Below are 11,507 nucleotides of genomic sequence, written 5' to 3' on the forward strand. Positions count from 1 at the left end.
TGGTTAATCAATCGAGCGAAGCCTAAGCCGAGATTGAGCGTTGGTAAATCTTCGGCGTAAGGCCAGACACACGCTTAAATGCACGAGAAAAATGAGAGATGTTGGTGTAACCGAGTTGGCTAGAAATGTAGGTCAGCGTGTGGCCTTCTTCCATCAGCTCGCAAGCTACAGAAAACATCAGGTTCTCTTTGATCTTTCGATAAGTGGTGTTTTCATTCTTGAGTTTGCGTTGGAACGTTCGCACTGAAAAGTTGAGCAGCTCTGCCGCCTCTTCAAGAGAGAGGTCTTGTTCTTTCATGTACGGTTTTAGAAGCTCATAAATACTATCGGTAAAGCTGGTATGCCACTCAATAAGTGTCGGTTTTGTACTGAGGTCTTTAGACGTAAGACGGATTGGGAGTTGTAAGATCTCATCAGGAATCTGCACAGCAGTCGACGAATGATCAACAAACAGTTGGCAGTTACTTGATACCAGTGTTTTGACGACATCGATGTCATGCCCTTGCAAGCGAACTTTAGTCGGTAACCATGGTGATTGCGATAAAATGGTTATTAACTCGATGATATAAATAACAGCGAAAGCTTCGCCCCATTGAAACATAGGGGAGTTGTCTTCCGGGGCTGTCCGGCAAAACCAGTTCTGACCGTGCTCTTGGATAAACTCGACTTTGCTGCCTGGTGAATCATAGGCAAAGATTGAATTGATCTGTTTTAGTGCATCGCCAATGGTTTCGAATTCGGTAAATTGATGCAAGACATTTGGGATGATTCGACGTCGAAATGCGAGTCCAAGAATATCGGTGAACCGAGATACGCCAAGTTGGGCGGATGTCAGATAAATCAAACGTTTAATCGATTCTGATGGCACAAAGTCGCTTTCTGATTCAATGAGATCGGGCGGTAAACCAGAATCTTTGAGCAAAAGGTGGAGGTCGAGACCATAGTCAGAAAAAACCTGAACCAGAATTTTGGCGTAGTTCGTTTGAATTACCGGGACTTGGTAGTGACTAGAGATCATTGGAATACAATCCTGTATATATTGTCGCACTATTAGACGTGCATATCATTTGCAACGTTTTGTTTACTAAATCTAACCCTATTTACTTGAGTTTTCCATCACCGGGCTTATTCTTAAAGTATTAATTTTGTTGATGTTAGTTATCTAGAAGGGAGTCCCATGTCAGAAGTCAACGGGAATGCGCAAGAAGCCAAGGAAGAAGTTGGCCAGCAAGAAAATGGAAAAGACAAAGTAAGAAAGGTCACCAACTACTTATTGTTGTTCGTAGCATTCATGTTGATCTTCAGTATCATTTCAGACCGAATCATCCCTATTACTGATAATGCTCGTGTCAAAGGTTATATCGTTCCAATCAAACCAGAGGTGTCGGGTAAAGTGCTCGATATTCTTGTTCAACCTAACCAACTGGTTAATCAAGGCGATAAGCTAGCCATTTTAGATGAGTCTGATTACCAAATAGCCGTACAACAAGCCGAGCAAAATTTAGAGATTGCAGGCCAAAATGTCGGCGCTCAAACCGCGAGCATTGCTTCAGCACAAGCGAAACTCACCTCAGCCATTGTTGAAAGACAAAATACCAAACTGCAAGCTAAGCGTGTTTTAGAGATGGCCGATAAAGGTGTCGTTTCTAAATCAGATGCAGATAAAGCGCGAGCAGCATTAGCGACCTCTAGTGCGGCGGTTGTGAATGCAGAAGCTGACCTTGACCGTGCTAAGAAACAAATGGGTAAAGAAGGCGAAGAAAATAGCCAAGTGAAAGCGGCGTTGCTGGCACTTGAACAAGCTCAATTGAATCTAGAGCGCACCGTGATTACTGCACCGACACAAGGTGGTGTCTCTAACTTTAGCCTGTCTGAAGGTTTCTATGCATCAGCAGGGCAAGCAATCATGACCTTTGTTTCAACCGAAGATATTTGGATTGAAGCTTATTATCGAGAGAACAGCCTAGGTAATGTAACGGTCGGTGATGAAGTTGAAGTGGCGTTAGATTTCGCACCGGGCAAAGTGGTAAAAGGGCGCGTAAGTAGTATCGATTGGGGTGTTGATTGGGGGCAAAATGACCAAGCAGGTAAGCTTGCTCAAGCTAGCCAACAAACGGGTTGGTTGCGCCAAACACAGATGCTTCCCATAACCATTGAATTTGATAATGAAGAAGTGACAGGCATGCTCCGAGTGGGTGGCCAAGCGGATGTGATTGTTTATAGCGGCGATAACTTTGTATTCAACGCGATAGGCAAAGTATGGATTCGTTTGATTAGCGTATTGTCTTATGTCCGATAAGCCGATTCCTGACCAACAAACACAGCAACGGATCCTGCGATTTACGGTCGGGGTCACGTTGGCTGTTTTCTTGGCGGCGTGGATAAACTGGCCGCTTGCGTTTGTGGCGCCAGTGTTCACAGCTAAGTTCTTAATTGATAAACCAAATCTCCATAAAGAAACGGTCTACGAATTGCTCTTGGCCGTTGTGGTGACAATGGGGTTAGGTTTATTACTGTCGCGAGGAATTACCCATTATCCAATCCCATTGCTGATCTTAGTGGGGTTAATGATGCTGTGGGGTTACTACTTGTTTGTCGACCCAAAATGGAACCTGTTTGCCACCATACTGTTGATTGCGGTTTTGATGTTGCCATTCATGGCGATTGATAACCCCGGCGTGTCAGTAATGCTGGCCTCTGGCTTAGCGACCTCTGGTGTGGTTTCAGTCATGCTTTTTGCGTTAGTGCATGTATTTTTCCCTGAGCCAAAATCGGCGTTCTCAGGCTTCGCTGCTGCGCCACTCGAAAAGAAACAGCGTTGGTATGCGGCCTTTAGGGCGATGATTATCTCCTATCCAGTGGTGTGCTTTTTCTTTATTTTTCAAATATCTGAAGCTTTACTGACAATGATGTTCATTGCGTTGTTATCGTTGATGATTACGTCAGAGAAGTCGATAAAGTTGAGCGCTTTTTTGGTGATAAGTAACGGTATCGGGGGATTGCTGGCGATTGCTGCTTTTTCAATTCTTTCTATAGTACCCAACATTGTCTTCTATTCTTTGTTTATAGGACTTATTGCCATTCTTATGGCTACCAAGATCTACACGGTTCCCGAAAAAGCACCTATTTTCGCCACTGCATTTAGTACGTTGCTCGTACTGGTTGGTAGCACGTTGATGAGCTCCGGTGACATCGATAGCAACACTCTTATACGCATATTCCAATTAGTGTTAATTGGCATATATATGATTTTGGCTTCTCTATTCCTAGAAACACGGAATTGGAAGTTTCTACAAAATCAGCCTTAATTTTGTCTAACAAGGACGTCTCATGAAGTTAACCGATGATTTTTCAAAACAGGCGATAGACGCTGCCATCAAGATCGCAGCGATTGCCATGCTCGTGTATTGGTGTTTTTCGATTTTGCGCCCATTCATTCTTCTGGTGATATGGGGTGCGATCATTGCGACTGCGTTGTATCCAGTGGCGGTCGCAATTTCAAATAAAACCGGGATGTCGAAAGGTAAAGCCAGTGCATTGCTGAGCTTTATTGGTGTGATTCTTCTATTTATTCCTTTGGCGGCGCTTTCTTCTGGTATCTACACCAGCGCGACTGACCTGATGACAGGGCTTCAAGATGGCACATTGTCATTGCCTAAACCGAAAGAGTCCTTACAAGATATTCCATTCATAGGTGAGAAGGTTTATTCAACCTTGGTTGCCGCCTCCAACAATATTGAAGGCACTTTCATAAAGTATGCGGATGAACTTAAACAGTTTGCGACGAAAGCGGCTTCTGTTCTTGGCTCGTTAGGTGGCGGCTTTATTCAGTTCATCATCTCTACCATCATTGCGGGTGCATTCATGAGTAATGCCGATAAATGCAAAACCGGCGTGACTCACTTAGTGGCGCGTTTAACGGGCGGTAAAGGTGAAGAGTTGGTAGAGCTCTCTAAATCGACCGTGCGAAGCGTTGTGCAAGGTGTGATTGGTGTGGCTGTGATTCAATCCATGATGTCGGCAATCGGTTTGGTGATTGCAGGCGTTCCAGCAGCTGCGTTTTGGGCGCTAGCTGTGCTGCTCATTGCGATAATCCAACTTCCACCGATTCTCGCTCTATTACCGGCGATCATCTACATGTTCAGCGTTGAATCGACACTGGCGGCGAGCTTGTTCTTAGTGTGGTGTATTTTGGTGAGCGGCAGTGACGCTATCTTAAAGCCAGTATTGCTGAGCCGTGGCTCTCACATTCCAATGTTGGTAATTCTATTGGGTGCACTGGGCGGAATGGCGATGTCAGGCATCGTCGGTCTGTTTGTCGGTGCTGTGATACTGAGTTTAAGCTATGAGCTGATGATGGCGTGGCTTGGACTTGAAGAGAAAAACCAACAAGAAACTGAGAAAAAACCTGCAGAGGTCGAGGGAAAATAGATGAAGCCAGTCTCTAAAGACGACAACTTCTACTTCTTATTCTATGCACTGTTGGTGTTGTTTCTTGGTTGCGCGGTGATGCAGCAGTTTTATCCGCAAGGCCAGAAAACAATCCTATTTCTTATCATTATTACGTTGGCGAGTTCAATTGCCGGTATTCATAAAGAGCGAGCCTTGTATCGCTCTTGGTATGGGCTGTTATTGATTACGGCGCTCGTGTCTGGCGTGTTTTCATTTTTGGAAGGCTATAACCTGTCGATAGTGACGCTATCGGCGTTGGCTGTGTTCTTGTTTTCACACATTTACTCGGCGTTGAAGCAGGTGATGAAAGCCAAAACGGTGACACCCAATCACATCATCGGCTCCATCTGTATTTACTTGTTGCTAGGGTTTGCTTGGTCGACCATCTACTTGTTAATTTTAGAGATCTTTCCTAATGCCTTTAACGGGTTAGAAGAGCAAGTCTGGCTGACGAACTTGTTTAATGCGATGTACTTTAGCTTTATCACCTTGACTACGGTTGGTTACGGCGACATATCACCAGCTCTGCCTATTGCTCAATTCTTTGTGTTTATGGAATCCATTATCGGCAGCTTTTACTTAGCTATCATGGTGGCGAGTTTGGTGAGCATTCGACTTGCACAGTCTCAGTCCCAATAGAGCATTTACAAATAATAGAGCACATACAAACAAGCCCAGCAATCGCCGGGCTTGTTCTATTTTATGAGCTTAAAAGTCTCTTTAAGTTTGAACTCTGTGTGGGCGATGAACCTTAAGCTTCAGTGCCTTGAATCTTCTCTAATTCAGCGATAGTTGTTTGCGATACAAGCTGACCATCCATGTAATAGGTAACGTTTTGACCGTCTTTGATGCCCGTTAGAGTCGCTGTTTCACCAGATGTATAGACGATGTCCATTTGAATCGTGTTTTCATCGATCTTAATCATCTCACCGGTTTCAATGGTGCGATTGTTCGAAATTGGGCGATGGATACCATTGCTTCTGAACCAATGCTCACGCACTTATGCAAATCGGATTCTTTGTATTCTGAATAGGTCATCTGTTTTCTCATTTCTCGCGCTTGTCTTTCATATGTAAGTAATGACTCCTGTCTGGCGATATACCCTGAGCACGTAATGTACGAACTTTCGCAGAGAGAGATTTACCATTTCATGCCATATGGATTAATAACTAGCCAAAAGAGAAAGGGCTGAGAGAATTTAACGGCATAGCGAGGTGTAACTGATCAAGTTACCGAAAAAACGAGGGTAATAATGGTATGATCGCGGGCTCAGCACCATAAGTGATAAAGAATAGGAAACAGAATGACTCACCTTACCGAACAGCAAGAAGCTGCAATGGCGACGTTTAAAGAAAACTTACACCTTCCAAATGGTGGTTTTCATAAACTGATTATCGAGCTAAGTAAGGAGTATCAGCTGCCTTTCCAAAAGGTGCGTGCGGTTTTAAAGAAAGCTCAAAAAGATGTTGAACGACAAATACGAGAAGATTTTACCAGCGTTGATGACACAGTACTGAGCCAAGCGAATTGGGTAAACATCATTAAGTCGAAGCTTGTTGACTTAGCGGAAGAAAACCAAACGGTCATGGATAAGCTGCAACAAAACCTGAAGTATCAAAAAGTGTTGTCGGCAACCGAGGGTTCAATCGCAAGCGAAGACGAACGTGACGAGTTGATTGAAGAGTTGATTCAAGCTTATGAGAAAGAGGTGTTCAAACCGTTACTGGCGATGTTGCATACAACGAAGCTGTATTGGAAGTTAATGCTGGTGGATGAGACATGTAAGATGAATGAGGAGAATCGTGAGAAGTTCAGTGATTACCCTCAACACATGCAAGCTGCAGAACACTTATATACTCTTGATCAGAAGTTAAGGTCGATGCCGTTAACTTATTAGTCCATGAATGCACTGATAATGACTCAATGGTGATTTAGAGTTTGATATAAGTTGGTTTCAATAGAAGTACGATAACCTAGCTAGCGTTAGCCGCGTGTGAAATGCAAAAAGGGCTAGGTTTCAGATCTGTGTTACTTCTACTCTATTTTGTTCTGCTAGAGCGAATTGAGGGTGACATCTTTTACATCTTTGGGACTAGATGGTGTTTCTTTTGTAGCCTTTGGGAAATGCTATAGGAGTGTGAAATGTCCTAGGGTGTTTCCGTTGCCTGAAACGATAGTTCCGATGCTTTCTCGTTCATTAAATTCAAAGTCGATGAGATAGCTGTGATGTTGTAGCTTGGGCAATATGTGGCGGTGGAGTATATCGCTATTGAGCTGTCGAATCTCGGTGACCCATGAAATCTCTTCTTTGTGTAAATCTATTTTAATCTTGAGCATTTATTACCTTTTAGTTTATTGACTGTTTTTTCGCGTGATAGTTGGTACCAATGGGTTTGTCGTGTTGTTCTGCGTGACATAACTGTGCCTTGTGTTTATTACATTTGTATTTAAGTGCTCGATCTATTCTGACTTCGCTGACAAAAGAGCAAATGACGATAGATCGGTAGTAGGATCGAATTTAAAAGCTATTGAATGACTATCTGGGTGAAAGCTGACGCAGAGATGGTGTAACGAGGGAATCGAGAACTGTCTATGTGGAACTTGGACTTACTTTAGCATTAACAGCTCTATAGATTAGAGCCAGGTGGCGAACTATACGCCTAGTTTTCAAAATTACAACCCTATTTTCAATTAAATTCAAAAATATTTTTGGGTGATTTACCATCGGTTACTGAAGGTTAAATGAGCGAAGGTCAGGGATTTGACCATGATATCTGACTGAGTCTTGGCTTTTCAGCTGTTCGTATTCGTTGTCATTAGTGGGTTTAATTGATCAGCTAATTTGGTGATGATTAAGTCTCTGTTGTATATGATCTTTACATTGTAAATTACAATCCATGATTTTGGGGTTCAGCGTTGTAATTACAGGGTTTTTGGGTGCTTTCCCCATCTGTTTTTTTCTTCAGGTTGATGAGTATTTTCCTCTTCGCGTCTTTTTGATATTTCTGATTCCTAATACCTCTCCTGACTACGCAAAATATGAATACTCACTTTTACGTTTCTGAATAATAAAGTTGTTGTATCGCCAATTTAGTGCAAATATAATTGATAATAGTTCTCACTTGCGTTACAAGTTTGTTGTCAATCCAATGACAGACTTTAAATTATCGTTATTTAGCAGTTGTGTACGCCCCATGCTCGTCTATGAGTAATGTGACTTTCATTGTCATGAGTGGTGGTTTGTATCAATGGCAAAGGAAGAAACATGAAGAAAACAATCAATTCAGTTCGCCAGTTATTGAGCGGGCTTGCCATCGTTCTAGCATCATCATTCATGATGACCGCGCATGCGGAAACCGTCACCATTGAGCATGTGAAAGGCACAGCGCAGTTTACTGAAGTACCACAGCGAGTGGTGGTTCTAGGCCACGGTAGCTTAGACGTGCTCGATAAAATTGGTGTACAGCCAGTTGGCGCGCCTCATAGCTTGCTGCCTGATTACCTAGCTTCGTACAAAGATACGACGGCAAATACAGGCTCTTTAAGCGAACCTGATTTTGAAGCTATCTACATGTTGAAGCCTGACATCATCATCGCGGAAAACCGCATGCTTAAGGTTTACGACAAACTGGCACAAATTGCTCCTACTGTCATGTTTTCTATTGAAGGCGACAAGTACTGGGCTGATGCTCAGCAAAACTGGCGTGTGCTAGGCGACATCTTTGGTAAGCAAGCTGAAGTCGAAGCGATCATTAAAGAGACTCAAGCTTCTATCACAGCGGTAAACGACAAAGTAGCGTCTGACGAAACTTCAGCAATGATGCTAATGAACAACGGCAACAACATTGCGATGTTCAACAAAGGCAGCCGTTTCTCTATCATCTTTGATGACTTTGGTTTCGTGGAATCAAAGAGTGCAACCGTGGCTCCGATCAAAGGAACACACGGCAACCTAATCTCTTTTGAATACATAGCTGATGCAAAACCTGAAGTGCTTTACGTGCTTGACCGCGAAAAAGCGATTGGTAAATCAGAAGGACGCGCACAACAACTGTTTGATAACCCACTGGTTGCGGCAACACCTGCAGCGCAGCACGGCAATATCGTTTACCTTGATTCAAGTGCTTGGTATTTGGCTGGTGGCGGTGTGACAGCGATTCATAGAATGCTTAGTGACATTGAACGTACGATTCAATAGTTACTAACCATCAGATTTTCGGGCTTATAAGAGTGTTCTTATAAGCCCTTTTTCACTTTTTTATACGGGCTACCCGAGACCTATCTTTAGTATTATTCCTATGTTGAAACCCATTGCAGCTGCTGTATTTCTTGTTGTGTTATGCGTTGCGTCATTGATGATTGGAGTCGCTGAAATCAGTTTTAGTGACTTCTTCAATGGCAACCAACACGCCAATTCTATTTATATTGTTAGTCGGATTCCTCGACTACTCGCGATCGTGCTTGCCGGAGCGGGATTGAGTGTTTCTGGCTTGATCATGCAGCAAATCGTACAGAATAAGTTTGCCGCGCCTTCGACGATGGGCACCATTGACTGTGCGATGTTGGGTTACATTGTCGGCATTCTAGTGCTAGGCAATGCTGCGCAATGGAGCTACTTAGGCTTTATCTTCGCGTTTGCAGTGTTTGGCACCATGCTATTGGTTCGCTTCCTACAGCACCTCAAGTTCAAGAATGCGGTGCTGGTACCTTTGATTGGCATCATGTATGGAAACGTTGTTTCGTCCCTGACAACCTTTATTGCTTACAAGTACGACTTAGTACAAACCATGTCGGCATGGACGATGGCGAACTTTGCGAGCGTGTTGCAGGGCAGCTATGAAATCCTTTATCTCGCGGTGCCTGCTTGTGTATTGGCTTACTATTTCGCGAGCCAGTTCAGTGCGGCGAGCATCGGTGAGAGCTTCGCGAAAAACATCGGCTTGAATTACCAGAAGATCGTTTTCATTGGTGTTGCGTTGGTCGCTATCTGTGCTTCTTCTGTGGTGATGATAGTCGGTGTTATCCCATTCCTTGGCCTTATCGTGCCGAATATCGTGTCGTTGATGATGGGCGATAACATGAAGAAAATTCTGCCTTGGACTGCCTACTGGGGCGTGATCTTGGTATTGGCCTGCGACTTATTAGCGAGAGTCATTATCTTCCCTTATGAGATTCCAATCTCGATGGTAATCAGTGTCTTTGGCGGCTTGATTTTTATCTACCTAATCATGAGAGACAAGTCGAATGCGTGATTCAGTAAAAATTGCGATTCTGGCTATCGTGTCTTTGGGGATGGCAGCAGTATTTGTGGGGCAAGGACTTACGTGGGATAACTACGAGTTCTTCTTGTCTCTACGACTACCAAAACTGCTGTCGATTGTGTTGGCGGCGGTAGCGATCTCGGCGTCGTCATTGGTTTTCCAAACCATTACTAATAACCGAATTCTAACCCCCTCCATCTTGGGCTTTGACAGCTTGTATATGCTGGTACAAACGGTACTTCTGTTTGTGTTTGGCAGTGCTAGCTTCTGGGTGATTGACTCGATCGCAAACTTTTCGATGTCTGTGACTGTGATGATCTTGTTCTCGTTTGCTCTGTTCCATTTCTACTTTAAGAGCAAGCGAAACAACGTATTCACACTGCTGTTGATAGGCATCGTATGTGGCAGCGTATTCTCGAGTTTGTCTAACTTCTTGGCGATGTTGATTGACCCGAACGAGTTCGCGGTGCTGCAGAATGTGATGTTCGCAAGTTTCAATAACGTGAAAGGCGAGTTGGTTTACCTCAGCCTTATTCCTTTGGGTTTGAGCTTGCTTGGCCTTTGGTTGTTGGCGCCTAAGCTTGATGTACTTTGGCTTGGTGTTGATAACGCGACAAGCCTGGGTGTGAACACCAAGCGATTGACTCAGATTACCTTGGTGATTGTGTCAGTGATGGTCGCGGTGTCGACTGCTTTGGTTGGCCCAGTGCTGTTCTTTGGTTTAATCACCGTGAGCTTAGCTCGTCAGATATTCAAATCTTATCAACATCGTGTGCTTATCATCGCAAGCAGTTTGTTAGCGGTCGTTCTATTGGTTTCTGGCCAATGGTTTATCGAAAAAGTGATGGCGTTTGAAACCACTGTGAGTGTGATTATTAACTTGGTCGGCGGTTTGTATTTTATGTTCTTGTTGTTACGCACCAGAATTCAGTAAAGGTAGTAAGTAGTGATTAAATTAACAGGTTTAAGTAAGAAGTATGGCAAGTCACTCGTGGTTGATGATGCCAGTGCTATGTTCCCGAAAGGCGAAGTGACTTCTATCATTGGCCCAAATGGTGCGGGTAAAAGTACACTGCTTTCAATGGCGAGCCGCTTAACAGACAGCGACGCGGGTGAAGTGGTCATTGGCGATAAGTTACTGGCTGAGTGGGATACCAAAGAGCTAGCGAAGCACCTTGCCGTGTTAAGACAATCAAATAACATCAACATGCGATTTACGATTCGTGAATTGGTCTGTTTTGGTCGTTTCCCACACTCTCAAGGTCGCTTGAAAGACGAAGATCATAAGATCGTCGATACAGCACTAGAACACCTTGGCATTACTGACATCCAAAACAAATACCTTGATGAGTTGAGTGGCGGTCAGCGTCAAATGGCGTTTATCGCGATGGTTGTGGCGCAAGATACGGATTATGTGTTCTTAGATGAGCCTCTGAACAATCTTGATATTAAACACTCGGTCGAAATTATGCAGACGTTGCGTCGTTTAGCGCATGAGTTCAATAAAGCGGTCGTTATCGTGATTCATGACATCAACTTCGCTTCTTGTTACTCAGATAACATTGTTGCGATGAAGAAAGGCAAAGTGGTTAAGTCGGGTAAGGTTTCGGAAGTGGTTGAAAAATCAGTGATGGAGTCTATCTACGAGATCCCATTTGAGATTCGTGAGTTCGATGGTGTTCGAATCTGTATGTATTATTCTGGTCGTTAGATTACTGAATAACTCGGTTGTTTTGCTTTCTAGCCGTTGAACGAAAAGAGCTCCCATATGAGGAGTAATGCCGATCAGTTAAA

Annotated in this window: 11 protein-coding genes and 1 pseudogene; 9 read left to right on the top strand and 3 right to left on the bottom strand. The window is 43.7% G+C overall.

Going from position 1 to position 11,507, the window contains the following annotated elements; all coding sequences use genetic code 11:
• Positions 1-22 precede the first annotated feature (22 nt).
• A complete protein-coding gene (locus tag AB4384_RS18855; RefSeq protein ID WP_372129954.1) occupies positions 23-1,018 on the bottom strand; it encodes a helix-turn-helix domain-containing protein in 996 nt (331 codons plus the stop codon).
• Positions 1,019-1,177: 159 nt separating this feature from the next.
• Here AB4384_RS18855 and AB4384_RS18860 point away from each other — a divergent pair, with 159 nt between their 5' ends.
• The 4 genes from AB4384_RS18860 to AB4384_RS18875 are packed head-to-tail and all read left to right on the top strand — an operon-like array spanning position 1,178 to position 5,091.
• Positions 1,178-2,299 carry an HlyD family secretion protein gene (locus tag AB4384_RS18860; protein WP_017072266.1) on the top strand — a complete coding sequence of 374 codons (1,122 nt, stop codon included), beginning with the start codon at positions 1,178-1,180 and terminating at the stop codon, positions 2,297-2,299.
• The gene (locus AB4384_RS18865) at positions 2,289-3,308 is read left to right on the top strand and encodes a DUF2955 domain-containing protein (RefSeq protein WP_048606138.1); all 1,020 of its coding nucleotides are present in this window, start codon (positions 2,289-2,291) and stop codon (positions 3,306-3,308) included. The genes AB4384_RS18860 and AB4384_RS18865 overlap by 11 nt, the downstream gene beginning before the upstream one ends.
• A gap of 22 nt (positions 3,309-3,330) precedes the next feature.
• The gene (locus AB4384_RS18870) at positions 3,331-4,431 is read left to right on the top strand and encodes an AI-2E family transporter (protein ID WP_017068458.1); all 1,101 of its coding nucleotides are present in this window, start codon (positions 3,331-3,333) and stop codon (positions 4,429-4,431) included.
• On the top strand, positions 4,432-5,091 hold the full coding sequence (locus AB4384_RS18875) for a potassium channel family protein (protein ID WP_017061900.1): 660 nt from the start codon (positions 4,432-4,434) through the stop codon (positions 5,089-5,091).
• Between the two features lie 112 nt (positions 5,092-5,203).
• Here the strand turns inward: AB4384_RS18875 and AB4384_RS18880 are convergent.
• A pseudogene (locus AB4384_RS18880) lies at positions 5,204-5,413 on the bottom strand (hypothetical protein); the annotation flags it as partial.
• A gap of 342 nt (positions 5,414-5,755) precedes the next feature.
• On the opposite strand from AB4384_RS18880, the gene AB4384_RS18885 reads away from it, so the two are divergent.
• Positions 5,756-6,349 (top strand): hypothetical protein, encoded by a 594-nt coding sequence (locus AB4384_RS18885; RefSeq protein ID WP_017061898.1) that lies wholly within the window; start codon positions 5,756-5,758, stop codon positions 6,347-6,349.
• Positions 6,350-6,579: 230 nt separating this feature from the next.
• Here the strand turns inward: AB4384_RS18885 and AB4384_RS18890 are convergent, their stop codons facing one another.
• Entirely contained in the window at positions 6,580-6,789 is a 210-nt protein-coding gene (locus AB4384_RS18890; protein WP_004731601.1) for a hypothetical protein, read from the bottom strand.
• 928 nt (positions 6,790-7,717) lie between these two features.
• Between AB4384_RS18890 and AB4384_RS18895 the strand changes: the two genes are divergently transcribed.
• The 4 genes from AB4384_RS18895 (at position 7,718) to AB4384_RS18910 (ending at position 11,424) form a co-directional block, all read left to right on the top strand.
• On the top strand, positions 7,718-8,650 hold the full coding sequence (locus AB4384_RS18895; protein WP_017061897.1) for a siderophore ABC transporter substrate-binding protein: 933 nt from the start codon (positions 7,718-7,720) through the stop codon (positions 8,648-8,650).
• A gap of 100 nt (positions 8,651-8,750) precedes the next feature.
• Complete coding sequence (locus AB4384_RS18900; protein WP_372110873.1) at positions 8,751-9,704, top strand: ABC transporter permease; 954 nt, start codon at positions 8,751-8,753, stop codon at positions 9,702-9,704.
• A complete protein-coding gene (locus tag AB4384_RS18905) occupies positions 9,697-10,647 on the top strand; it encodes an iron chelate uptake ABC transporter family permease subunit (RefSeq protein ID WP_372129955.1) in 951 nt (316 codons plus the stop codon). Before AB4384_RS18900 ends, AB4384_RS18905 begins: the two co-directional genes overlap by 8 nt.
• Positions 10,648-10,659: 12 nt before the next feature.
• Positions 10,660-11,424 carry an ABC transporter ATP-binding protein gene (locus AB4384_RS18910; RefSeq protein ID WP_017061894.1) on the top strand — a complete coding sequence of 255 codons (765 nt, stop codon included), beginning with the start codon at positions 10,660-10,662 and terminating at the stop codon, positions 11,422-11,424.
• Positions 11,425-11,507: the final 83 nt, after the last annotated feature.

This window comes from Vibrio sp. 10N.261.51.A4, assembly GCF_041471945.1.
In the GTDB taxonomy this organism is placed as follows: domain Bacteria; phylum Pseudomonadota; class Gammaproteobacteria; order Enterobacterales; family Vibrionaceae; genus Vibrio; species Vibrio crassostreae_C.

What these genes read in the sequence shown, in the direction of transcription:
- AB4384_RS18855 (WP_372129954.1), bottom strand. Translation starts at nt 1,018, where the DNA reads ATGATCTCTAGTCACTACCAAGTCCCGGTAATTCAAACGAACTACGCC.
- AB4384_RS18860 (WP_017072266.1), top strand. Translation starts at nt 1,178, where the DNA reads ATGTCAGAAGTCAACGGGAATGCGCAAGAAGCCAAGGAAGAAGTTGGC.
- AB4384_RS18865 (WP_048606138.1), top strand. Translation starts at nt 2,289, where the DNA reads ATGTCCGATAAGCCGATTCCTGACCAACAAACACAGCAACGGATCCTG.
- AB4384_RS18870 (WP_017068458.1), top strand. Translation starts at nt 3,331, where the DNA reads ATGAAGTTAACCGATGATTTTTCAAAACAGGCGATAGACGCTGCCATC.
- AB4384_RS18875 (WP_017061900.1), top strand. Translation starts at nt 4,432, where the DNA reads ATGAAGCCAGTCTCTAAAGACGACAACTTCTACTTCTTATTCTATGCA.
- AB4384_RS18885 (WP_017061898.1), top strand. Translation starts at nt 5,756, where the DNA reads ATGACTCACCTTACCGAACAGCAAGAAGCTGCAATGGCGACGTTTAAA.
- AB4384_RS18890 (WP_004731601.1), bottom strand. Translation starts at nt 6,789, where the DNA reads ATGCTCAAGATTAAAATAGATTTACACAAAGAAGAGATTTCATGGGTC.
- AB4384_RS18895 (WP_017061897.1), top strand. Translation starts at nt 7,718, where the DNA reads ATGAAGAAAACAATCAATTCAGTTCGCCAGTTATTGAGCGGGCTTGCC.
- AB4384_RS18900 (WP_372110873.1), top strand. Translation starts at nt 8,751, where the DNA reads ATGTTGAAACCCATTGCAGCTGCTGTATTTCTTGTTGTGTTATGCGTT.
- AB4384_RS18905 (WP_372129955.1), top strand. Translation starts at nt 9,697, where the DNA reads ATGCGTGATTCAGTAAAAATTGCGATTCTGGCTATCGTGTCTTTGGGG.